The 23,849-nt window shown below is 53.5% G+C and carries 16 protein-coding genes and 1 pseudogene; 14 read left to right on the forward strand and 3 right to left on the reverse strand.

Annotation, left to right across the window (positions count from 1 at the left end; all coding sequences use genetic code 11):
- The first annotated feature begins 7 nt into the window (after window positions 1-7).
- From ACWGZX_RS04425 to ACWGZX_RS04455, 7 genes are all read left to right on the forward strand, one after another.
- Window positions 8-1,114: an ABC transporter permease gene (locus tag ACWGZX_RS04425; RefSeq protein ID WP_452627435.1), complete on the forward strand. Its 1,107-nt coding sequence runs from the start codon at window positions 8-10 to the stop codon at window positions 1,112-1,114.
- Between the two features lie 40 nt (window positions 1,115-1,154).
- Complete coding sequence (locus ACWGZX_RS04430) at window positions 1,155-2,219, forward strand: polysaccharide biosynthesis/export family protein (RefSeq protein WP_452627436.1); 1,065 nt, start codon at window positions 1,155-1,157, stop codon at window positions 2,217-2,219.
- A gap of 72 nt (window positions 2,220-2,291) precedes the next feature.
- Window positions 2,292-5,726, forward strand: coding sequence for a hypothetical protein (locus ACWGZX_RS04435; RefSeq protein ID WP_452627437.1), 3,435 nt, complete (start codon window positions 2,292-2,294; stop codon window positions 5,724-5,726).
- Window positions 5,727-5,783: 57 nt separating this feature from the next.
- A complete protein-coding gene (locus tag ACWGZX_RS04440; RefSeq protein ID WP_452627438.1) occupies window positions 5,784-6,023 on the forward strand; it encodes a hypothetical protein in 240 nt (79 codons plus the stop codon).
- A 69-nt stretch (window positions 6,024-6,092) separates the two neighbouring features.
- The gene (locus ACWGZX_RS04445) at window positions 6,093-6,818 is read left to right on the forward strand and encodes a glycosyltransferase family 2 protein (RefSeq protein WP_452627439.1); all 726 of its coding nucleotides are present in this window, start codon (window positions 6,093-6,095) and stop codon (window positions 6,816-6,818) included.
- Window positions 6,815-7,186, forward strand: coding sequence for an HAD-IIIC family phosphatase (locus tag ACWGZX_RS04450; RefSeq protein WP_452627440.1), 372 nt, complete (start codon window positions 6,815-6,817; stop codon window positions 7,184-7,186). The genes ACWGZX_RS04445 and ACWGZX_RS04450 overlap by 4 nt, the downstream gene beginning before the upstream one ends.
- Window positions 7,183-8,763 (forward strand): hypothetical protein, encoded by a 1,581-nt coding sequence (locus ACWGZX_RS04455; RefSeq protein ID WP_452627441.1) that lies wholly within the window; start codon window positions 7,183-7,185, stop codon window positions 8,761-8,763. The genes ACWGZX_RS04450 and ACWGZX_RS04455 overlap by 4 nt, the downstream gene beginning before the upstream one ends.
- A 79-nt stretch (window positions 8,764-8,842) precedes the next feature.
- Here the strand turns inward: ACWGZX_RS04455 and ACWGZX_RS04460 are convergent.
- The 3 genes and pseudogenes from ACWGZX_RS04460 to ACWGZX_RS04470 form a co-directional block, all read right to left on the reverse strand.
- Window positions 8,843-9,081, reverse strand: a pseudogene (locus tag ACWGZX_RS04460) (transposase domain-containing protein); the annotation flags it as partial.
- A gap of 116 nt (window positions 9,082-9,197) precedes the next feature.
- Complete coding sequence (locus ACWGZX_RS04465) at window positions 9,198-11,198, reverse strand: hypothetical protein (protein ID WP_452627442.1); 2,001 nt, start codon at window positions 11,196-11,198, stop codon at window positions 9,198-9,200.
- A gap of 377 nt (window positions 11,199-11,575) precedes the next feature.
- Window positions 11,576-12,508 (reverse strand): KpsF/GutQ family sugar-phosphate isomerase, encoded by a 933-nt coding sequence (locus ACWGZX_RS04470; protein WP_452627443.1) that lies wholly within the window; start codon window positions 12,506-12,508, stop codon window positions 11,576-11,578.
- 234 nt (window positions 12,509-12,742) lie between these two features.
- On the opposite strand from ACWGZX_RS04470, the gene ACWGZX_RS04475 reads away from it, so the two are divergent.
- The 7 genes from ACWGZX_RS04475 to ACWGZX_RS04505 all read left to right on the forward strand — a co-directional run bounded on the left by ACWGZX_RS04475 (window position 12,743) and on the right by ACWGZX_RS04505 (window position 21,785).
- Window positions 12,743-13,804: a phosphotransferase family protein gene (locus ACWGZX_RS04475; RefSeq protein WP_452627444.1), complete on the forward strand. Its 1,062-nt coding sequence runs from the start codon at window positions 12,743-12,745 to the stop codon at window positions 13,802-13,804.
- A gap of 293 nt (window positions 13,805-14,097) precedes the next feature.
- Window positions 14,098-16,131 (forward strand): capsular polysaccharide biosynthesis protein, encoded by a 2,034-nt coding sequence (locus ACWGZX_RS04480; RefSeq protein WP_452627445.1) that lies wholly within the window; start codon window positions 14,098-14,100, stop codon window positions 16,129-16,131.
- Entirely contained in the window at window positions 16,068-17,390 is a 1,323-nt protein-coding gene (locus ACWGZX_RS04485) for a capsule biosynthesis protein (protein ID WP_452627446.1), read from the forward strand. The genes ACWGZX_RS04480 and ACWGZX_RS04485 overlap by 64 nt, the downstream gene beginning before the upstream one ends.
- Entirely contained in the window at window positions 17,387-18,163 is a 777-nt protein-coding gene (locus ACWGZX_RS04490; protein ID WP_223511722.1) for an SDR family NAD(P)-dependent oxidoreductase, read from the forward strand. Before ACWGZX_RS04485 ends, ACWGZX_RS04490 begins: the two co-directional genes overlap by 4 nt.
- On the forward strand, window positions 18,156-19,718 hold the full coding sequence (locus tag ACWGZX_RS04495; RefSeq protein ID WP_452627447.1) for an LTA synthase family protein: 1,563 nt from the start codon (window positions 18,156-18,158) through the stop codon (window positions 19,716-19,718). Before ACWGZX_RS04490 ends, ACWGZX_RS04495 begins: the two co-directional genes overlap by 8 nt.
- Window positions 19,711-20,322, forward strand: a complete 612-nt coding sequence (locus tag ACWGZX_RS04500; protein ID WP_452627448.1) for a GNAT family N-acetyltransferase — start codon at window positions 19,711-19,713, stop codon at window positions 20,320-20,322. Before ACWGZX_RS04495 ends, ACWGZX_RS04500 begins: the two co-directional genes overlap by 8 nt.
- An 11-nt stretch (window positions 20,323-20,333) precedes the next feature.
- On the forward strand, window positions 20,334-21,785 hold the full coding sequence (locus ACWGZX_RS04505) for a capsular polysaccharide export protein, LipB/KpsS family (RefSeq protein WP_452627449.1): 1,452 nt from the start codon (window positions 20,334-20,336) through the stop codon (window positions 21,783-21,785).
- Window positions 21,786-23,849 lie beyond the last annotated feature (2,064 nt).

Consider the following 23,849-nt stretch of genomic DNA (forward strand, 5'->3'; position numbering starts at 1 on the left):
AGTGCATATGAGCAGTACGGGTAAATTCAAGGGCTGGCGCCTGACGCTGGGGCTAATCGTAGTACCCATGGTACTGGCCATCGTCTACTACAGCTTTTTTGCCGTGGACCGCTACGTCAGCTCCGCGCAAGTCGTGGTACGTCAGGAGGGCAGCAATCCTGGCGCTCAACTCCCAGGCCTGGCGATGCTGCTCAGCGGCACCAATCCGGCGTCCCGGGAAGAGACCCTGTACCTGCGCGAATACATTGTGTCGATGGACATGATGCAACTGCTGGAAGATCGCCTGCACTGGGTCGAGCAATACAGCAAGCAGCGCAACGACCCTTTCTTCTGGTTGGACAAAGACACCGAGCGTGAGGATTTACTCAAGTACTACCAGCGCATGGTGTCGGCTCACTACGACGAAACCACTGGCCTGCTGAAAGTGGAAGTACAAGCTTTCAGCCCGGAACTGGCCGAGCAGATGGTCAAGACCATTCTGGAAGCCAGCGAGCACTTCGTGAACGAAGTCTCCCACAGCATCGCCCGCGAGCAGATGCGCTTCGCCCAAGTCGAACTGGGAGGCGCGAAGAATAGCTACACCAAACGTAAAGAAGAGCTGCTGACCTTCCAGAACCGCAACAAGGTACTGGACGGTAAAAGCTCGGCTCTGGGCCGCGCCAGCATCATCGACACGCTGGAAGGCGAGCACTCCAAAGAGCGCGCCGTGCTCACGCAAATGCTCTACAAACTTCGCCCGGACTCACCCCAGGTCAAACAACAACAGCAACGCGTGGCCGCCATTCGCGAACAGCTGAGTGCCGAAAAACGCCTGCTGGTGTCCGCCCCCGATGGCGACCAGCTCAACGTCGTCGCCTCGCGCTTTCAGCAACTGACCCTGGACGCCGGCATCGCCGAAGAAACCTATAAGACCGCCGTTGCCGCACTCGACAACGCCCGCATCGAAGCCAGCAAGAAGATACGCACCCTGGTCACCGTGGTCAGCCCGAACACGCCGCAGATGGCTCTGTACCCAGAACGCCTTTACAACCTGGCAACCATCTTCCTGGCCCTGCTGCTGCTCTACGGTATTGCCCGCTTCCTTATTGCATCGATCGAGGATCATCGTGATTAAATCCATTTCTGGCCTGCCCCTTCGCCCCCTGAACGTGAGCATGCGAAACAGCGCTGTTGCGGGTTTGATGCTGGTGACGTTGTCGCTGACAGGCTGCGGCGGCACCCTGTCCGGCGCGGGCCCGTACAAAGGCGACATCGAAAGCAAGAACGAGTCGTACAACCTGGTCGAGATCAACGCCAACACCATCGCCCCGTACATGCGCGGCGCAGTGCGCCCGGTACAGTCGAGCATTGCCAAGCCAGTCGCCACCTCCGCAGGCTTAATGGCTGGTGATGTACTCAACGTTCTGGTCACCGACAATGCACCTGAGGGCTCGGCACTGTTCGCCCCACTGTCGGCTGGCGGGACCCAGCTCAAGACCCGCATCGACGACCAAGGCATGATCTCCCTGCCCTACGTCGGTCGTCAGTTCATCGCTGGCATGTCTCTCAACCAGGTTGAGGACATGATTCGCAAGCAGCTGAAAGGCGTAACCACCGATGTGCAGACCCATGTTGAATTGGTAGGCGATCTGTCAGGCTCAGTTTTGGTAGCCGGTGCGGTCAAGGCACCTGGCCGCTTTAGCACTCTGCAAGGTCCATTGACTCTCTTGGACGCCGTCAACCAGGCCGGCGGCCCGGTGATGGAGCCGCATCTCGTCAACGTCACCGTGCGAACCGGTAGCCAGGTTCAGCAGTTCAACTATGAAGACGTACTGGCCGGTAACAACATGGTGCTGCGCCCGAACTCGGAAGTGGTGCTGGACCGAGCTCGTCAGCGCTTCGTCGCCATGGGCGCCGTCGGCGAGCCAGGCTTGAAAGACTTGCCGAGCCAAAACACTAGTCTCCTGGACGCACTGGGGAGCGTCGGTGGTCTGCGAGAAGCGAACGCCAACCCTGAAGGCGTATTTGTATTTCGCATGGGTGAAGGGTCCAATCCAAAACCAACTGTTCTGCGCTTGGACATGCGCGATCCGGCGGCGGTATTTTACGCCCGACAGATCATGATCAAACCGGATGACACCATCTACGTGACCAACGCTGCGATTTACGAATGGCAAAAAGTTATTTCGCCAGTCGTTCAGACAATGCTGTTGGGCCGTGCAGTTGGCGCCTACGAATAAACTAGCAGAGCATCTAACGGACTTAACGGCCATCAATGAGATAGCCGGCACGGACTTTCAGGAAATTATATTGTGCTAAATTCTATTTTCATCACCGCCGACTTCCTCGCAACCAAGGAAAGCGAACAATCCAACAATATTCGTTGGTTTACGGACATCCTTAAACGGCCATTATTACAGGCCACAAACCTTAGCTCAAAAGAATTCAAAAGCGCGATTCTGGAGCCGAACGGATTTGTCAGGAGACAATTCTTCGAGCTTTCAAGTATTTCTTTCAATCCTGCAGAAGTTCAGTTTGATTTCGACTCAGAGAAAGTAACTGAAGAATCAATTAGCTACTTAAAAAGCTATATTCCAGAACACACACTGGTGATCGGCTATGAGCTTTCAAACGCGACCCGTACAATTCTTAGTAAAGCAAATATCACTTACATAGACGTATGGCTCCATCCGATTCGTTACCTGGATGACGTCCTCTTCGCGTTCCGCTCCAACAACTCAGACATAAACAACTCACTGAAAGCATTTAACTTAAACGAAGATATTTATTACTCATACGCAGATAGACTTCGCGTACAAAATTATCGTGGCTTTCGCAGACCAAAACTTGACCTCCACGAGAACTCGGCTCTTTTCGTGGGCCAAACGCTTTACGACAAAGCCATTTCATCCAACGGAAAAATGTTGTCACTGCTTGACTTTAAAAGTAAATTTGACAAGCTCTGCAAAAGCCACTCTCACGTCTATTATAGCCGTCACCCTTTTGTAAAATCCGGTGACGAAGATATTATCTCCTTTGTAGCACAACACAAAAATGTCACCATCATCGATCAACCAGCCTATTTCTTGCTGGCTTCAGATGAGATCAAAAAAGTCACATCAATTTCTTCATCCGTAGTGCATGAAGCAAAATATTTTTCAAAAGAAACCGAGTTTTTCTTCCAACCGGTCATATCGATTGGCAACAACGAATCAGACTATACTTCGGTTTATCAAGCGTTTCTTTTTGGGCATTTTTGGGCTTCAGTTCTTAAGCCACAGTTTGAAGTCAATACCGTCGAGAAAACTGAATTTTTAGATTCTAAAGATAAAATTCGTGACATGCTATCCTTCTACTGGGGCTACAGAAACATCGACAAGGTCGAAAGCCTCAAACAAACTGTCGGTACCATATTCGAAAAAAAAAATAATGTAACTCCGATAAAGTCGAGTGTTGTCGCTAGCGATTGGCGAACGGCTATGGAAAAATCAAGCGTCATTTCTTTCGACGTATTTGACACTTTGGTTAGTCGCAGCTGCTATTTTCCGACCGACGTTTTTTCGTTTATGGAAGGAGAAGCACGCAAGGCAACTAATGGAAAGGTTAGAAATTTCCGAAGCAACAGACTGGCTGCCGAGAAAAAAACACGAGAGTCAGCCAATACCTTACTGAATAGACAAGAAGTAACAACCAACGATATTTATCTCGAACTACAACGAGTTTACGAGCTCACCGACTCAGAAAGAGACGAGCTTCTCAAGCTAGAACTTTCACGAGAATATGACCTCAGCGTACGTCGTGACGCAGGCTGGGCAATGTTTCAATATGCTAAAAAACTAGGCAAAGAGATTATTGCAATCTCTGACATGACGCATGAGCACTCGTTCATTTGCTCTCTGCTCGAAAAAAGCCAATACACCGGCATTACGAAAGTTTTCGTATCCTCTCAGTTTGGACTTAGAAAGCACGAGGGTGAACTTTACAGCCATGTAATAAACGATCTTAAAGTTTCCGCGTCTGACGTACTACACATCGGCGACAACATCAAAGGCGATCTAGAGTCGTCTACAGCACGTGGTCTTATGGGTTATCATATACCACGAGCAAGTGTGCACCTGGAGCGAGCAGCCGGATACACACATTTTATTGAAGAACTAAAATCTACGAAAACGGAATTTGACAGCCATCTATTTTCTATTATTTCGCGAAATTATTTTGACCGCTCTGCTGAAGAAATAACACCCAAAACACTATTCAACGGAAATGCTTTTAACCTTGGATTTTGTGGCCTGGGTCCCGCTATAACTGGATTTGCCAGCTGGATTTATTCTGAAGCAATTTCCGGCGGCATTACAGATATTTTCTTTCTTTCGCGTGATGGTCTAATTGCAAAAAAAGTCTTTGATCGGCTATATGGCGCTTTAGCTGACACGCCAAAAACGCATTACATTTATTCGTCTCGGCGAGCTGCCCGCGTATCGACCATCTACTGTCTTGCCGACATTCTGGAAATTGCGAATAAACACATTTATTCCACTACGATTGAGAACTACCTATGGAGCCGCTTCGGACTGGAGAAGGGATCTGTATCCGAGATCGCCATTCGCGAATTCGGCTTTAGCGGCGGCGAACAATCAATTGGCGGAAAAACCTCAAAAGACGCAATAATTGGTCTAGTAGAGTCTCTAAAGGACGAAATTTTAGCAACTTCGCAACGTGAACGAGAAGCATACTTAAAATACCTAGAGTCACACCATTTGCTCTCTGCCAAATCAAGCGCCTTGGTCGACATAGGGTATGCAGGCTCAATGCAAGCGGCATTGCAACGAATTACAAACAAAAAATTCCTTGGCTTGTACTTTGCTACCTTTACATCCGCGCGAAATGAAGCATTGGATACTAAAGATATGCGTGGTTACGTTGCTCACCTAATGGCACCTAGCGGATCTGAGCACGGAATCCAGAGTCACCGCTTTGTATACGAGTCAATTTTTTGTGCGGCGCATGACTCGTTTATCTGCATAAAAGAAAACGAACAGGGCCTTAATCCTATTTTCGATAAAGGCGAAAATGATGATCTTCGGATATCTCTGATTAACCAGATCCACTCTGGCGTTGAAAAATTCGCCTCTATAGTATCTGAGGAACACATCGATATTCGCAGCTTGAAAGTTGAGCCAAAATCGGCAACTCGAATCTTGGATCATTGGCTTCGCTCGCCCACAATAGATGACGCGTTGATATTGGAAGGATTACAGTTCCACGATCCTTCAGGTCCATCATCTACTCGCTACGTTCTGCCTCCTCGTGAAATGCGTTCAGCGCAAAATATACAAACCATTGCAATCTGGCAAGATGGGCTCAAAGCAATACAGAGGCTAAAGGGCACAACGCAACCGGGCGTACCCGCGAAGCCACAGGCCAAAACAGTAGTAACTGCCAAACCAGTAGTAACTATTGCACCTGTAAATACTTCAAGTGCTAAACCCATCGCAAAACCGGTCACCCCAACTACGGCTGCGCCTAAAGCGGCTAAAATAGTAGCAAAGGATGAAAGCCTGAAAACGAAGAAAAAGCGCGGAATTATTCATTCGATAATATATCCGTTCGAATATAGAATAATAAAAAAAACTTGCAGCCCAAAAAAGTTTGAAAAATACTCAACAGACCGGCGAACGTTTTTTGCTGATGCAAAAAAACCTTTAGTTAGAGCTTGGGGACGATACTCGAGCGCGTTTTTTTCTTAAGGAATGACTGGGCGCAGTTGAAAACTGCGCCCTACACCCTAAAAACAAGTGAACAACATGCAAAAAAACAAGTTGAGATTTGCGACTGAAGACCCCATAGCTGTAACTTCGAGTGAATTTTTCTCAGTACCCGCCACTGCATCTTACTGCTACTCGTATGATGGCTCGCTTGAGATTAAAAGCCTAGAGCAAAAAACGCCGGATCTTTATATAACAAAAGAATTTAACGCCGTACTATTTTTACAGTATGGCGCATCAAACCAGAGCGGCGAAATTTTAACTTCATCATTACCCTAATAGTTTAAACGCACCACAAACCTTCTCATAAGCTTAAATAAATTCCATTTTTTAAACAGAGAAACGGCAATGTTCCTAATTACAATGGCAGGCTTGAGCAGCAGATTCTTTAAGGCCGGCTACACGCAGCCCAAGTACAAGCTAATGGTGCATGGAGAGAGCGTATTCTCACTGGCGACCAAGTCATTCCTAAACTACTTTAAAACCGACCTCTTTATTTTTGTCATCAGAGACATCTACGACACAAAAAAATTTATCACAGAAGAAATAAGAGCACTAGGCATCACAAACTATAAAATAGTTTCACTTGATCATGAAACACGCGGCCAAGCGGAGACAGCCTACATAGCATTAAAACAAATAAGCTCAGACGAGCAAGTGACAATATTCAACATTGACACCTTTCGTCACAACTACCTCAAACCAAATTTTACCGAAAGTTGCGATGGCTATCTTGAAGTCTTCACAGCAGAAGGTGACCACTGGTCATTCGTAGAGGCTGCCCCTGGAGGAAAAGTATCAAGAACAACAGAAAAAGAGCGAATATCAGATCTTTGTAGCGATGGACTTTATCACTTCAAACACAAAGAAATATTTATAAATGTGTTTGAAGAAGCTTTACTGCGAAATGAAGTAGTACGCGGCGAATACTATGTCGCCCCACTATACAATCGCCTTATCCAAATGGGAATGGACATTCGATATGAAACTATCACACTCGACCAGATAGACTTCTGCGGAACCCCTGAAGAGTACCAAGCATTAACAAAACAACAACCAGGAGAGCAAATTTGAAACGCATTATAATGGACCTAGATGAAACAATTTGCTCTACTCAAGCTGGCGACTACGCAAACTCCACTCCGAATGTTGAAATAATACTGAAACTTAAAGAATTTAAAAAACAGGGTTTCGAAATCGTCATCAGCACAAGCCGCAATATGCGAACCTATGAGGGAAATGTCGGCAAAATCGCCGCAAACACGTTACCAATTATCATCAACTGGCTACAGAAACACGACGTACCTTACGATGAGATTTATGTCGGGAAGCCTTGGTGCGGGCATGAAGGTTTCTATGTCGATGACAAAGCCATACGACCTGACGAGTTCGCGAACTTATCTTACGAAGAGATCAAGGTTTTGACAGGAATCAAAGCATGATCATTATCAATTCGGCAGCCTATGTCACCCCTGAATTCCGGGCTGAATTTGGTAAAATTCCTCCGTGCCTGTTGCCTATTGGCAACAGAAAATTGGTGGAATATCAAATCCCTATGCTGCGTAACATATACGATGAGCAGATTATCGTGTCGTTACCTGAAGGCTACGAATTGACCATTGATGAACAGCAACTGTTCACATCTTTGAATATTGATTATGCGTATGTACCTGACCAATTCACACTAGCCGAAGCACTTCTTTATGTTCTTAACACTGTAAGCCATACTTTCGAAGAACCTCTGCGTTTATTACATGGCGATACATTGCTTGATACAATCCCTCAAGGTGAAAACTTGATTGCCGTCGCTGCAACAGAAGACGATTACAATTGGGAATCAGAATCTAACAAGGCCGGCCACCCCTTGGTCTGGTGCGGCTATTTTGTTTTTTCATCGCCACGCGAGTTCATCAGAGCGCTTGCGCTCTCGCAAGGAAACTTCGTTAAGGCCGTACGCATTTACGGTGAACAAACTCCACTATCGCTTCCGGAAATCACAGGGTGGCATGACCTTGGGCACGTGAATACCTACTTCGTGTCACGCTCACAAATCACCACCCAACGCGTGTTCAACTCTCTGCGCATAGAGAATGGAACAGTCTGGAAATCTGGAGCTCAGAAAACAAAAATTATCGCTGAAAGCGAATGGTACAAAAAACTTCCGGTAGCACTCAAACGCTACACACCTCAGATGATTGACAGTGGTATTGACGCCAAAACTGGAGCCCCTTTCTACGTGCTCGAATACCTGCCTTGCAGCCCCTTGAATGAGGTGTTTGTGCATGGCCGAAACCCCGATTTTTTCTGGAGGCGCACTTTCAAATTGATGGGTGCCTTCTTGCAAGATGCTCGTAACAGCTTGGACAGCATTGACAAGCACATTCAGATCGAAGCCATCCGGGCCGACGCTCAGGATTTGTATGAAATTAAAACCTACGCTCGTCTTGAAGAGTATGCACGGACTTCAGGTATCGAACTGAATACCCCTACCACCTACTGTGGCCGGCAACTTGGAAGCCTCCGCGAAGTTGCCCGCGACTGTATCGCTCGCACGCTAGAACTGCCAATAATCCCGGCAGTACTGCACGGAGATTTTTGCTTCAGCAATATTCTTTATGACTCCCGTGGCGGCGCAATCAAGGTTATTGATCCTCGCGGCCTGAACCAGAAGCAGGAGTTGACGCTGCTGGGCGACCAAAAATACGATCTTGCCAAGGCCTGTCATTCGGTAATTGGCCTCTATGACTTTATTATCGCCGGACGTTATCAGATCGAAAACCGGGAAAACACAGCTATAAGTATCCGGTTCCCTGCTGATGATCGCCTGCTGGGTATTCAAAAGGCATTCATGGACTCAGATCTCCTTCCAGGCATCACTGGCAAGAATATTATGCCGTTGACGGTTTTACTGTTCCTTTCGATGCTGCCGTTACATGGAGACCGACCGGATCGCCAAGAGGCCATGCTTATCAACGCATTAAGGCTGTACGCCGAATATGTCACTCAAAGCACTGTATGACCTGGTCAAGTCGTTCCCATCGCTGAACATTGGTTCGCGATCCATACACCTCACCTACTTCAGGATGGGGTAACGGTTTTTACCGTGGCATCTCTGGCGAGCAGTTCCACGGCAGCAACGCTAATCATGCGGGAGTCGCTCAAGTATGTGGCGCAGCTACGTAGAGGGCTCATGGCCGTTGACCTTGGAGGTCTCGACCAAACCTTATATCTGAGCGCTGGCGGCAGCGCATTTGGGCGTGTTTCTGAACAGCCAAGCCTTGCGATCGTTCACGAACGGCTTTATCGCTCTTTCGGTGGCGTTGTTGTCAATAGGCACCTGAACGTCGTCAATAGTCAAATTCGCCGGATTCATTTCATGAAACCGGCGAACATCTGAGATTAACTTTTCTGCAATACTTTAAATACAACTTAGAGGACTAGCCACACTCGCAGTTACGCAAAGCTATCAATAAACGGCTTGAATATAGACTTACCATTCTCGTCAAGCGCCTCGTAGTCAGCATGCAACTCTTTACTCACATCAATCACTTCAGCTGCAACTCTTGAAGAAGACAGCCCATTCTCCAAAGTCGGAATTATTTTTACCGTTATCCCGTGAACATAAAGATGATTAGCGACTAACAACTCAGCTCCCTCTACGCTTAGTTCATGGAATAGCTCGCTATACCGCAACCCCTTATCTCTTATGCGCTCCCAAATCGAGCTATACACTTGCATAGCACTACATGAACCAATTGCAAACTGATCATTACACCCATAAACGGTATGATACGGGACATAGATGACGTTCCGATTTTTTCGGCACTCCGCAAGACAGTAGTCCAATACGCTTCCGTTAATATCGATTTTAAGATCTGACCTTCGGCGTATCAAAACATCATACGACTCATTTTTTACAAGAGAGAACGCCCTAGAAATCTTGTAGAACATCTTTGCCTGATTAAACAAGCCCTTTGCTTTTAAGTGTGACTCTCCACTGATGCTCAAGCCAAAGTCTGAATCAGATTCAATATCAACTAGCTTAAATCTGTACGAGTTCGAAATACTCTCATGTGTCGCAACACTTTTAATGCCAGGCGCAAGTTCATCAATTTTCCGTATAGTGCTCGGAAAGTATTTTGAGAACTCATCCTTGCTTGCAAGCTCAGTAGGAATTGTCTCAAAATTACTACGCGGAAAAATTCGCGATATGTCAAACAACTGCGTACTCATAACTCCTTCAACATCCCAAGTTGTCATGATTACATCGCTGTAAAAAGATGCTTTCTTTATGCTTTCAGATACAGCATCAAGACCTCTAATTTGACCTGAAACCAAAGTAGCAACTGATTGTGAGCGATTGTGTTTTTTGTTAACTATTGACTCAACCGACGAAAGCACATCTAGAACCGAGTACTTAGAATCGCCAAAATCGATCGAAAGTTCACGTTTAAACTCTTCGTAATCCTTAAATCTACCCTCCCAGCAGGATCGAGACGCCAAGCCAAGAATATCGAAACCATAGCATTCAAAAAGCCCCGAATGCTTTGCAAGCAAACTTGAAATGAGAGGTAGCTTTCTGCTCGATTTCTCAAAGGTATCTTCAAGCTTTAAAAAAATATAATACAAACTTTGTTTTATTTTATTTGGTGCAGCAGAATAAACCAAATGTCCTGTAATACACGGCTTTAATATTGAGTACGCTTCATCATGATGCCTGTAAACACACAAGCACTCGACTAATGCAAGAAGAATCTCCGAGTCCGAAGGATTCTCAAAATAAGCGACCCTTCGCCCATACAAAAAATAACGGATGCTATAGTTTTTATACCTAAGAATCTTAAGTGCGGTTTCGTTTTTTGGATCTAGGCTCATGCACTGAAACGCAAGCCCCAGTAGTTTTAGCCCCCGCCCCTCTGATATTTCAGATCGAATTTTCCCATACCAGACATTATCGTAGTGCATCTGTATATACTGATGATCCCTCTTGGATTCAGACGCATCATAAGACCACCCAAGCCGCTTAATGTAGTCATCATCACCACACTCAAGCAGACGCTTACATATTTCCGAACGCAAGCGCTCTACCGATCCGGCAAGCACCTCACTCATGTCAATCAGATACTTAGCTGCTTCCCGATAATTAAACCGCGCCATCAATTCTTTTATCAATGCCGCAGACATTTCCGCACTTGGACTTTGCCCACTAAATCCTTTAAGCAAGTTCAGAGCATAAAAATTCCAGCCCAGAGACTTGGCGCTTTTATGAATTATATCAGCCCCTTCACACCTTCCAGACAAGTGCAGTTTTAAACCAGCGGCCAACGAGAAAAAACAATCATCCTTTCGGGATTCGGCAATCGCCTTCACTGATTCAGCATCCTCAATGCATATACTCTTGAGATGCCTATCAATTACTTCTTCGTGATCCCTGTATAGCTTTAGCAAAATCATTCCCCGTCGCCAACTGGATTATCCTTTACCTGTGGGTAGAGCAACCAAGGCAAAGCGTCATCCGGCGATTATAGGGAATGACTGTAAGAATCCCAAGCTGGACGGGCTATTCGGTTTCGTTCGTCATGTGTCTGGCCCTGTGAGACTTGGAGCGCAACAACCCAAGGCAGCGGATTTTCTTTTAGGAATGTCCGCAGTTCCTTGGTCCGATCAACCTCTTCCGGGCTGGCCATACGGAGCTGAACGTCGATCAATAGCTCGGACAGCTCATCACTTGCCGGAGAATCGGCCTCCATAGACTCCGCGTCCCGTGCCGGCCAGCTCCTACAGAGATCGCGTGGGATCGCAGGAGCTGGCGGAGTCCGGAGGTTGCGGTATCAGTCGAAGATCTCGACGACGCCTACTACGGCGTTGTCGTTGTCGGTAACAGCCAAGGCACGGATCTTGTTATCGAGCATGTAGGCTTCAGCTTCCGACAACTGCGCATCATCTTTGATGGTATGCGGGTTGGCGGTCATGAAGTGAGCGACGGTGGTGTGGATTACGCCTTCGCTCTCCAGTAATGCGCGACGCAGGTCTCCGTCTGTGACAATGCCGACCAGAACGCCTTCATCCATAACCATGGTGAGCCCCAACCGGCTTTTGGTCATCATCATCAGACAATCGTGGAAGCTGGTGCCTAGGGTCACCATCGGTGCTGGAGAGTGCATGACATCGCTGACACGAGTCAGCAGCTTGCGGCCGAGGCTGCCGCCGGGGTGGTATCGGGCGAAGTCCATCGGCTTGAATTGAATGGCTTCGATCAAGGCCACAGCCAAGGCATCGCCCATGGCCATCGTCGCCAGGGTCGAGGTGGTCGGCGCCAGGTTGTTCGGGCAGACTTCGCGCTCTACCGAGATATCCAGCCAGATGTCGGCGTGCTTGGCCAGGGACGACTTTCCGTTACCGGTCATGGCGATGATTTTGTTGCCGAAGGACTTCAGGCTCGGGATCAGCTTAATGAGTTCCTCTGTCTCGCCGCTGTAGCTGATCAGGATCAACACGTCGATCGGCTTGAGCATGCCCAAGTCACCGTGGAAGGCTTCAGCCGGATGCAGGAAGAAACTCGGGGTGCCGGTGGAAGCGAAGGTCGCAACCATCTTTTTCCCGATCAATCCGGATTTGCCCATGCCACACACAACGGTGCGGCCTTTGCAACCGAGGATGAATTCAACAGCCCGTTGAAACTCGCCGTCGAGGCGTTCGGCAAGCTGACTAATGGCTTGCGCCTGGGCGCTAAGGGCTTCTTTGGCGATTGGAAGGTGATTCATGGGGACACGATCGTTCCTTGATTTAAGTGGCGCGTATGTTACCGGTTGAGGCGGCGACAGGGAACTTGGCGCGGGTTTAATCCGATCGACGTGTAGGAAATTTCGTAAGTTCTTTTGTCTCTAACGCCGCGAACGTGGCAATGAGGGAATGGAGTCCGTACTATCGCGCCTCGTCTGATCCGGTGACACACACGATCAGATCGGCATTTGAGTAGTTGTTGACAGTTGGAACCCATGGATACCGAATCAAAGCGACACGGAATGTTTGCCCGCGAGAATGTCTTCTGGTGGGGGCATTCCAGTCTGGAAAAGCGCTTGAGCCACGTGCTCGGTCACCCGCTGGATGAGTACAGAATCAACACCCTTGACCTTGATTCCAACGCCTCGTTCGTCAATTACGTACGCCATCACCGCCTGACCCACCTGCCTAGCGGCACCACACTTGATGTGGTGGAAAAGTCGATCCGCAAGCTGTTGTTCATCTCAAGCCTGGAGTCGCGTTTTTATCGCGAGCGCGATGTGCTGGCAGGCAGCGTGCATTTCCGGCATCCCGGTTGTCTGGGGGTCATTGAGACACCGCGGGAAAGCCTGATCTTTACACGATTCGTCGAAGGGCGGGCGCCACGGATGGTCAGGGTTGCGCCGCAGATTGCCTTGGGCATCGCCGAAATCGAGAAGCTGTCCCACCAATACCTGCAACCTGCCAATTGGCGACAACGGTATCGGTTCTGGGAAATGGACTATTTCCGTCCTTGGTATCTGCTGCGCTGGCGCTTCAACTTTGTACGCTACCTGCCCTCCCTCAGCGAACTGCCCGCTGATGACGCACGATTTCACGGCCTGGCCGAGCGTCTGCGCGATTTGCAGCCGGCCCTGCGTCGCGCCCAGTCTCGCGCCAGCCATACCCAGCGCTGTTTTTGCCATATGGATTACCTGGCGAAGAACTTTTTTGTCTCGCCCGAAGGCTTGCAGATGATTGACTGGAGCGAGGTGAAGATCGGCAGGATCGGTTTTGATGGTGGCGCGTACCTCAGTGCGATTTTCCGTCAGGGGGATATGGCCCACTTTGCAAAGGTCCGTGCGGAGTTCCTGAGTGCCTATGCCGATGCGCTGGATGAGCGGTTCGACGTGCAAAGTGCACTGCGCAATGTTGAATATTTTTTCCTGCAAAACTCTCTCTGGCATTTCCTGCGCCCCAAGACGATTGCCGACTATCAGCAACGGGGCAAACTGGATTTGCTGCACGAAAAATATGAGTACTTGCTGGCAAAAGGGGCACTCGCCGGCGACGCGTGACGTGAATTCGCTGCCGTTGGCAAGCCAGTTGCTACGAAGAAAACAAAGCCATTGTCAATCTCGCCGACACCCAAGAAGAAAGCCGCTCATCGGACTGTTTACGCCGTTACAGGTGTTGAAATAAAAGTTCACACAAGATGTGAAAAAAACGTGCGTTTGGTCAAACTTTTGTAAATGGCAACGTGCCATTTGTATTATTATTCGCGGCAAATTTTATTAAACATTTCTTACAGGTTCGCATTGATTCGCGCCTGGTAGATGTGTGCACCCTTTAGGGATATCCGCTGTCTTTTATGGACAATGTCGATTCAAACCGGCGCGCTTTGCTGATTCTGTCTAAAGGCGCGCAACAGATCCCCACGCTCCCTGCCCTGCTGCCCGAGTATCGGCTGCTGTGTGGCGCGGTGCGCGACATTGCCCAGGCCGATGAGGTTCTCGCGTGGGGACGCAAACCCAGTGCGATGCGTGCCCAAGAGGCCGCTGAAACTGCCGGTTTGCCGCTACTCACCGTCGAAGACGGCTTTCTGCGCTCGGTGGGCCTGGGCGCCGAAGACCCACCGCTGTCGTTGATCGTTGATCCGCTGGGCATCTACTACGACGCCACCGCTCCTTCTCGCCTTGAACAACTGATTCCCGTGCCGCTCACAGAAGCACAGATACTGCGCGCCCGTGCCTTGCAAGCAAGCTGGTGTGAAGAGCGCGTGTCCAAATACAACGGCGCCCGCATCGAAGCCTGCACATTGCCGCAGCCGTGCGTGCTGGTGGCCGATCAGACCCGCGGTGATGCCTCACTGCAAGGCGCCACCGTCGCCGATTTCGAACGCATGCTCGAAGCCGCGCTGGCCCGGCACCCGCAAAGCACGGTGGTGGTCAAGGTTCACCCGGACGTGGTGGCCGGGCGCAAGCAAGGTCACTTTGACCTGGCGGCGCTACGCAAGCACCCACGTGTTCACCTGATCAGCCATAACGTTCACCCGGCCGAACTGCTATCCGCCGTGCAGGCTGCATACGTGATGACTTCGCAACTGGGTTTCGATGCCTTGCTGTGGGACGTGCCGGTGTACACCTTTGGCATGCCGTTCTATGCCGGCTGGGGTCTGACCGATGATGCCCTGCCCGCTCCCGAACGACGCCAACCTGCCAGCCTTGAACAATTGCTGTATGCCGCGCTGGTGGAATACCCGCGCTACGTCGACCCGGAAACGGGCGCGCCCTGCCAACCCGAGACCGTGTTGGCCTGGCTCGGCCTGCAACGGCGGATGCGCAGTCGGCTGCCGCAAGATTTGCAGATGGTCGGTTTCAGCAAGTGGAAAGAGCCGTTAGTGCAAGACTTTTTCAACGGTTCATCCTCCCTGTTCACCGTACCGCGCAGACGTTCGAAAACCCGCTCACCAGTGGTGACATGGGGCTGTCAGCACGACGCGGCACTGGCGCAACAACCTGATACCCAGCACCTCGGCCGCGTCGAAGACGGCTTCCTGCGTTCCGTCGGCCTGGGCGCGAAGAAAACCCGTCCATTGTCCTGGGTGTTTGACGACCTGGGCATTTACTACGACGCCACCCGCCCTTCGCGCCTGGAACATCTCTTGCAGCACGAACCGTGCAGCCCGGGTTTACTGCAACGGGCAGCGGCCCTGCGCGAAGCGATCTGCGCTGGCGGAGTGACCAAATACAACCTGCCCGGCCCGACGTGGAAACGTCCCGCCGGCGCCGGGCAAGTGATTCTGGTACCCGGCCAGGTCGAGTCCGACGCCTCGATTCGCTACGGCGCGCACCGTATCCGGCGCAACATTGATTTGCTCAAGGCGGTGCGCCAGCACCATCCAATGGCATGGCTGTTGTACAAGCCGCACCCGGAAGTGCTGGCCGGCACACGCGAAGCAGGCATTGATGAAGAGCGCACCAGCGACTGGTGCAATCAGGTGGTGGGCGATGTGCCGTTCCATGAGCTGTTGACTGAAGTGGATGAAGTGCATGTGCTGACCTCGCAATCGGGTTTCGAAGCCTTGTTGCGCGGCGTGCCTGTGACCACCTACGGCCAGCCGTTTTATGCCGGCTGGGGTTTGACCCGGGACAAGGACCTGAGCCCAGACGTCCAGGCGCGCCGCACCCGGCGCCTGAGCCTGGACGAACTGGTGGCCGCGACCCTGATCCGCTATCCGACCTATGTCAGCCGCATTACTAAAAAATTCACGACTCCCGAACGTACGTTAGTCGAGATTCAAAACTGGGATGAAGTACCTACACATGGAAAGCGTCCAACATGGCGAGAGATGATCCAGCGTTTGCTCCGCACCGCTTTGAGACCACGCCCAAAAAACTCGTAGTTCCTGTCGAGCGCTCCCCGCGCCCGGTGTCGGTGAAACCGCGTAACTCGTTCCTGTTTTTGCAGGGCGTCAGTTCGCCGTTTTTTGCGCGCCTGGTACAGGCTCTACGGGCCGAGGGACAGTTGGTCAAGTCGGTCAACTTCAACATGGGTGACACCCTGTACGGCAGCGGCGCGCGCGTATTTTATTCGGCGCGCCCAGAGCAGCTGATGGATTTCTACAGCCAATGTTTCAGGGCAGACCACATCACCGACGTGGTGCTGTTCGGCGACTGCCGTCCGGTGCATCAGCCGGCGGTGGAGCTGGCCAGGTCGCTGGGCATTCGCGTGCACGTGTTCGAAGAAGGTTACTTCCGCCCCTACTGGATCACCCTTGAGCGCAACGGCGTGAACAATCACTCGCTGCTGCCTCGTGATCCGGACTGGTATCGGGAAGTGGGCAAGTACATCCCCCGCTATCACAACGGCAATTCGTTCCGCCTGTCCTTTGCCTCCAGGGCCCTGCACGATGTGATGTACCACGTCGGTGGCGCACTGAACAAAGTGGTATTCCCCCACTACAAAACCCACGCGCCGTACAACGCGGCGGTGGAGTATGCGGGTTACATTCGCCAGGGCCTTCGCCTGGCCAGTGCCAAGGGCCGTGATTCCGAGGTGATCAGTCAAGTGGCGCACAATCGCTATCGCACCTTCCTGTTGCCTCTGCAGCTGGACAGCGACGCGCAGATCCGCGATCACTCGCCGTTCAAACACATGAAGGATGTGCTGAAGCATGTTTTGGGTTCGTTCGCCCGCCATGCCGGCAGTGACACGCGCCTGGTGGTCAAGAACCATCCGCTGACCCCGGGCATCATCAACTACCACCGAATCACCCGGCGCATTGCCCACAAATTCGGCGTTGCCGATCGGGTGGACTTCCTCGAAAGCGGTCACATGCCGACATTGCTGTCGCATGTCGCGGGCGTGATTACCGTCAACAGCACCGTGGGCGGTTCGTCGCTGATGCACAGCGTGCCGACCATCGCCCTCAGCGACCCGATCTACAACCTCAAGGGGCTCACCCACCAGGGCAGCCTTGACGATTTCTGGCACACACCGGAACCGCCTGACGCCACGCTGTTCCAGCGTTTTCGCAGCACGGTGATTCACACCACCCAGGTCAATGGCGGCTTCTATACGCGCTGCGGTATCGACATGGCCGTGAACAACTCGCTGGAAGTACTGATGGCCAAAACCTCTCGGATTGAACGCTACTTATGACGCTGCCGAAAAAACCGCGCTGCATCCTGATCACCGGTGCTACAGGTGGCATCGGCGGCGCACTGGCGCCCGCCTATGCGGCACCCGGCGTGACCCTGATTTTGCAAGGCCGGCGCACCGAACGCCTGGAAGAAATGGCGGAGCAGTGTCGCGCTGCCGGCGCCCGGGTCATCCTCCATGCACTGGATGTACAGGACCTGGAGGCCGTGCGTGAATGGATCACCCGGATCAGCGAAACCGAGCAGCCGGACCTGATCATCGTCGGAGCCGGCCTCAACACGGCGAGCGGCCCGAATGCCGAGGATGAAGATTGGGCGTTGTCTCAGGCGGTGATCGAAGTCAACGTCATGGCCGCCATTGCCACCGTACAAGCGGCGTTGCCGGCGATGCGCGCGCGCAAGCACGGGCAGATCGCGCTGTTCAGTTCCCTCGCTGGTTGGCGCGGGCTGCCGGCGACGCCGAGCTACAGCGCCAGTAAAGCGGCAATAAAGGCATACGGCGAATCCATGCGCGACCTGGTGGCCGCTGACGGCGTGCGGATCAATGTGATCATGCCCGGTTATGTTGAATCGAAAATGTGCTTTGAAATGCCTGGACCGAAACCGTTGCTGTGGAACCCGGACAAAGCCGCGCAGCGGATTCGCCGGGGCTTGGCAGCCGACCAGGCGCGAATCAGTTTCCCCTTCCCTTTGAACCTCGGATGCTGGGCCCTGGGCGTGATTCCCCCACGGATGTCTTCTGTAATTTTGCGATGGCTGGACTACGGTGCCTGATTTTTTTGACAGTACTTTCGCCTGGGTCATCCTGGGCGGTTTTTTGCTCTCCTGTGCCATCGAAGCGCTGCTGATTCCCAGGCCCGCCTTACGCCGACCGCTGCGCAGCTGGCTGCTGCACGCCGGGGCATGGCTATTCTCGGTTGCCCTGCTTTATGGCCTGACCGGACGCCCATATTTCAGTGCTGTGAATGTGCTGGCCATCTGGACGCTGATCGTGCTGGTGAGCAATTCGAAGTATCACTCGTTGCGCGAACCCTTTGTGTGCGCGGATTTTGAGTATTTCAGCGACGCCGTGCGTTTCCCGCGTCTGTACTTGCCCTTCTTCGGCATCGGCAAAACCATTGTGCTGGCGTTGGCCTTTGTCGCCTACCTGGCCTGCGGATTGTATTTCGAGGCTGGCGCCAGTGATGCGTTGGCAACCGCGGCCATGGCACTGGTCTGCGCCGTGGTGCTGCTGGTCATCGGCGCATTGAAACCGCTTCAACCGAGCTACGATGCCAGCCTGGATTTGCGCCGCTGGGGATTGGCCGCCAGTTTGTGGACCTACTTTTGCGCAGCCCGGCGCAAGGTGCCCATCGACACACTGGGCTCACCGTTTGCGATCAGTGCGCAATCGATTCGCAACCCTTCTGATGTGGCCCTGCCGGACCTGGTTTCGGTGCAGAGCGAATCGTTTTTCGATATTCGCAGATTGTGGCCCGGTATCCGCGAGCAGGTACTGAGCCAATACGATGTGCTGCGCACCGAAGCCCGCGCCCATGGGCGCCTGAAAGTTGCGGCCTGGGGCGCGAATACCGTGCGCACCGAGTTCGCCTTCCTGACCGGGATTGCCGGCGACAGGCTCGGCGTTCATCGCTTCAATCCTTATCGCCATCTGGCCCGCCAGGGGTTGCCAAGCATCGCCGCCGAAATGAAGCGCCGGGGTTATCGCACCGTGTGCGTTCACCCTTACGCGGGTAGCTTTTATGGCCGTGACCGTGTGCTGCCGGCACTCGGTTTCGATGAGTTCATCGATGTGCGCAGCTTCAATGACGGGCAAAAGGCCGGACCTTTTATTGGCGATTGCGCCGTGGCAGACAAGATCATCGAACTGCTCGACGACAGCGAGCGCACCCAGCCCTTGTATATCCACGCCGTAACAATGGAGAACCATGGACCGCTACAGCTGGAGCAGGTTGAAGCGGCCGAGTTGCCAAGCTGGTTCGATCGTCCGCTGCCGGACGGCCTGCGAGACTTGGCGCCTTATCTGCGTCACCTGAGCAATGCTGATCGGATGCTCGGCAAGTTGCGCGAGTACCTGCTGGCCAGCCCGACGTCTACCGGACTGTGTTTCTTCGGCGACCATGTACCCATTCTCCCGGATGTGTATACCGCCCTGGGCGCACCCGATGGCGATACTGATTACTTCATCTGGTCCAATCAGGCTCCGTCCTCCAGCGCGCCCCGGCCAATAGGCGTGGAACAGCTGGCCAAAACCTTCGTTGACCATCTGAACAGCCGTCAGCAATCCGTCGCAAAAACGAGGCTGGACCAGACCGCCACCCATGACTGACATCGACAACGCCCCCTTGCGGATTGCCCTCGGTTCCAGCTTGCCGGAACCTGATGAGTCAATCGCGCGGATGATCACTTCGGGCCGCAATTCGCTGGCCTTCTTTCTCGGCGATGAAGCCTGCCGCTATCGGCTGCTGGCCGAGTCGATCAACTGGGACCGGATTCTGATCGCCCGCCGCGATTGCAGCACCCTTGGCTATGCCGCCTTCAAACATCATCGACGCGGACCCTTTTCGCCCGGCGTCAGGCCTTTTTTGCGCGAATTTGGCCGGTGGCGGGGCGTATTGCGCTACCTGCTGTTTGCGATCACCGAAGGTCGCGAGTGGTACTACGGCTTTTATCTCTATGGTCTTCATGTGATCAAGCATGCACGTCATCAGGGCATTGCCAGCTCGCTGCTGGCAGCGACCTTTGATCAGGCCCGTCAAGCCGGCTATGACCGGGTAGAGCTGGAGGTTCAGGTGAAGAATGTGAGGGCCCAGCGGCTCTATGCGCATATGGGATTCACCCGAATCCGGACCACTCCGGTGAATTGGCTTGGCCGCCTGCTGCCCTTCCCCGCCGTGATCAACATGCGTCGCTCGATGACACCCCAGCCATGAGCGGTGAAGAAATGAATCGATCAGTTCCCCTTGAGTCATTGGTGGAAGGCCCCGGCTGGGTGGGCATCATGTCGCAGTGGGTGATGTGGAAAGTCCATCACCTGGGTGAGTTTCTCGACCCCGAAGGGCCACCGTACTGGTTGTGGAGACGCGGCCAACAACGGCCCGAAGGTTTGAAGGCGATTTCGGGGATCGGCTACAAAAGTTCGTCCGACCATGCCCGGGTATTGTGCAAACGCTGGGGCATTCCTTATGTGGCGCTGGAGGACGGCTTTCTGCGCTCCTCTTCGCTGGGGGTGGAAGGTGATACGCCGATGTCGATGGTGATCGATCCCATCGGCATCCACTACCTGGCCGATCGTCCGTCACTGCTGGAAAACATTCTGCAAACCCCGCACATCTTGACGGCTGCGGAGTTGGCAACCGCCCAAGCGTTGATTGCCCTGATGCGCAGCAGCGGGATCGGCAAATACAACAACGCCCCGGATTTGACCGACGACGACGCCCTTGGCCGCGACAAACCGCTCATCCTGGTGGTGGACCAGACCTACGGCGACTTTTCCATTCCTGGTGGCGGGCTTTGCGAAGCGGACTTTATCCGCATGCTCGATGCGGCGCTGGCGGAAAACCCCGATGCGGACGTGCGGGTGCGGATTCACCCTGACTGCATCAACGGCCACAAGAAAAGCTGCCTGCTCGACGCAGCCCTTGCACGGGGCGTAGCGCTGGAGAACCGCCACGTATCCTGGGCCTCACTGGCGAGCCGGGCCCGACGCGTGTATGTCGGCACCAGCCAGGCCGGACTGGAAGCGTTGATTCAGGGTGTACCGGTGACTTGTTTCGGGCTGCCGTTCTACGCCGGCTGGGGGCTGACCGATGATCGCTTACCGATCCCGCGACGTCAGGCCCGGCCGACGCTGGAGCAACTGGTGGCCGCCGCTTACATTCGCTACTGCCGCTATGTGGACCCATTGACCGATCGGCGCTGCGATGTGATGACCGTGGCCCGGCAACTGGCCCGGCAAAAACAACACGACAGCCAGTTCGCCGGCGCATTGACCGTGCTTGGCGTGCCTCGGCGCCGGCAACCGGCAATCCGCCGCTTGCTCGACAGCCGTTGGGGCCGCGTGAAATTCACCCACAATAGTGCCGACCTGATGACGACCGTGGCGCGCGAAGATGGCAAGGTGGTGGTGTGGAGCCCCCATGAACCCCGCGACCTGTCATCACGTGCCGCAGCACGGGGCGTACCGCTGTGGCGAATCAGCCCAGACAACGCAACAGCCAGCTTGATCCTCGAGCGTTACGACGGCGATGTTCAGCAACTGGTGCAAGTCCGTGGCATGCCCTGTAGCCCACAGCAGGCGCTGGAACACCGCGCACAAAACACTCCAGGCCTGATCGAAAACTGCCCGCGCTATCGGCAAATCCGCCGCTACCTCAAAGGTATGTTCCCGCTATAACCCTTGCAGGAGACGGCTTGCCGGCGAAAGCGTCCTCAATGCCGCCGCACGTCGCAAGGCCGCCTTCGCTGGCAAGCCAGCTCCTACAAAATCGCCGTGCACGCCATCATTCTTCAGACAACACCAACCCCGTGCACACCCTCATTTTGTGGCCGACACCAACCCCGTGCGCACCCTGATTTTGTGGACAACACAAAACCCGTAGGAGCCGGCTTGCCGGCGAAGGCGTCCTCATTGCAGCCGCACGTCGCAAGGCCGCCTTCGCTGGCAAGCCAGCTCCTACAAAATCGCCGTGCACGCCATCATTTTCCGGACGCCACCAACCCCGTGCACATCCTCATTTTTCGGACGACACCAACCCCGTGCACATCCTGATTTTGTGGACAACACAAAACCCGTAGGAGCCGGCTTGCCGGCGAAGGCGTCCCCATTGGCGCCGCACGTCGCAAGGCCGCCTTCGCTGGCAAGCCAGCTCCTACAAAATCGCCGTGCACGCCATCATTTTCCGGACGCCACCAACCCCATGCACATCCTCATTTTCCGGACGCCACCCCCGTGCACACCCTCATTTTGTGGCCGACACCAACCCCGTGCGCACCCTGATTTTGTGGACAACACAAAACCCGTAGGAGCCGGCTTGCCGGCGAAGGCGTCCTCATTGCCGCCACACGTCGCACGGCCGCCTTCGCTGGCAAGCCAGCTCCTACAAAATCGCCGTGCACGCCATCATTTTCCGGACGCCACCCCCGTGCACACCCTCATTTTGTGGCTGACACCAACCCCGTGCGCACCCTGATTTTGTGGACAACACAAAACCCGTAGGAGCCGGCTTGCCGGCGAAGGCGTCCTCATTGCCGCCGCACGTCGCAAGGCCGCCTTCGCTGGCAAGCCAGCTCCTACAAAATCGCCGTGCACGCCATCATTTTCCGGACGCCACCAACCCCATGCACATCCTCATTTTCCGGACGCCACCCCCGTGCACACCCTCATTTTGTGGCCGACACCAACCCCGTAGGAGCCGGCTTGCCGGCGAAGGCGTCCTCATTGCCGCCGCACGTCGCAAGGCCGCCTTCGCTGGCAAGCCAGCTCCTACAAAATCGCCGTGCACGCCATCATTTTCCGGACGCCACCAACCCCGTGCACATCCTCATTTTTCGGACGACACCAACCCCGTGCGCACCCTGATTTTGTGGACAACACAAAACCCGTAGGAGCCGGCTTGCCGGCGAAGGCGTCCTCATTGCCGCCGCACGTCGCAAGGCCGCCTTCGCTGGCAAGCCAGCTCCTACAAAATCGCCGTACACGCCATCATTTTTCGGACGGCACAAACCCCGTGCACATCCTCATTTTCCGGACGCCACCAACCCCGTGCACACCCTCATTTTGTGGACAACACAAAACCCGTAGGAGCCGGCTTGCCGGCGAAGGCGCCCTCATTGCCGCCGCACGTCGCAAGGCCGCCTTCGCTGGCAAGCCAGCTCCTACAAAATCGCCGTACACGCCATCATTTTCCGGACGCCACCAACCCCGTGCACATCCTCATTTTTCGGACGACACCAACCCCATGCGCACCCTGATTTTGTGGACAACACAAAACCCGTAGGAGCCGGCTTGCCGGCGAAGGCGCCCTCATTGCCGCCGCACGTCGCAAGGCCGCCTTCGCTGGCAAGCCAGCTCCTACAAAATCGCCGTGCACGCCATCATTTTCCGGACGCCACCAACCCCGTGCACATCCTCATTTTCCGGACGCCACCAACCCCGTGCGCACCCTGATTTTGTGGACAACACAAAACCCATAGGAGCCGGCTTGCCGGCGAAGGCGCCCTCATTGCCGCCGCACGTCGCAAGGCCGCCTTCGCTGGCAAGCCAGCTCCTACAAAATCGCCGTGCACGCCATCATTTTTCGGACGACACCAACCCCATGCACACCCTCATTTTGTGGCCGACACCAACCCCGTGCGCACCCTGATTTTGTGGACAACACAAAACCCGTAGGAGCCGGCTTGCCGGCGAAGGCGTCCTCATTGCCGCCGCACGTCGCAAGGCCGCCTTCGCTGGCAAGCC

The organism is Pseudomonas sp. CLCA07, assembly GCF_053615335.1.

What these genes read in the sequence shown, in the direction of transcription:
- ACWGZX_RS04425 (WP_452627435.1), top strand. Translation starts at nt 8, where the DNA reads ATGAGCAGTACGGGTAAATTCAAGGGCTGGCGCCTGACGCTGGGGCTA.
- ACWGZX_RS04430 (WP_452627436.1), top strand. Translation starts at nt 1,155, where the DNA reads ATGCGAAACAGCGCTGTTGCGGGTTTGATGCTGGTGACGTTGTCGCTG.
- ACWGZX_RS04440 (WP_452627438.1), top strand. Translation starts at nt 5,784, where the DNA reads ATGCAAAAAAACAAGTTGAGATTTGCGACTGAAGACCCCATAGCTGTA.
- ACWGZX_RS04445 (WP_452627439.1), top strand. Translation starts at nt 6,093, where the DNA reads ATGTTCCTAATTACAATGGCAGGCTTGAGCAGCAGATTCTTTAAGGCC.
- ACWGZX_RS04455 (WP_452627441.1), top strand. Translation starts at nt 7,183, where the DNA reads ATGATCATTATCAATTCGGCAGCCTATGTCACCCCTGAATTCCGGGCT.
- ACWGZX_RS04465 (WP_452627442.1), bottom strand. Translation starts at nt 11,198, where the DNA reads ATGATTTTGCTAAAGCTATACAGGGATCACGAAGAAGTAATTGATAGG.
- ACWGZX_RS04470 (WP_452627443.1), bottom strand. Translation starts at nt 12,508, where the DNA reads ATGAATCACCTTCCAATCGCCAAAGAAGCCCTTAGCGCCCAGGCGCAA.
- ACWGZX_RS04475 (WP_452627444.1), top strand. Translation starts at nt 12,743, where the DNA reads ATGGATACCGAATCAAAGCGACACGGAATGTTTGCCCGCGAGAATGTC.
- ACWGZX_RS04480 (WP_452627445.1), top strand. Translation starts at nt 14,098, where the DNA reads ATGGACAATGTCGATTCAAACCGGCGCGCTTTGCTGATTCTGTCTAAA.
- ACWGZX_RS04485 (WP_452627446.1), top strand. Translation starts at nt 16,068, where the DNA reads ATGGCGAGAGATGATCCAGCGTTTGCTCCGCACCGCTTTGAGACCACG.
- ACWGZX_RS04490 (WP_223511722.1), top strand. Translation starts at nt 17,387, where the DNA reads ATGACGCTGCCGAAAAAACCGCGCTGCATCCTGATCACCGGTGCTACA.
- ACWGZX_RS04500 (WP_452627448.1), top strand. Translation starts at nt 19,711, where the DNA reads ATGACTGACATCGACAACGCCCCCTTGCGGATTGCCCTCGGTTCCAGC.
- ACWGZX_RS04505 (WP_452627449.1), top strand. Translation starts at nt 20,334, where the DNA reads ATGAATCGATCAGTTCCCCTTGAGTCATTGGTGGAAGGCCCCGGCTGG.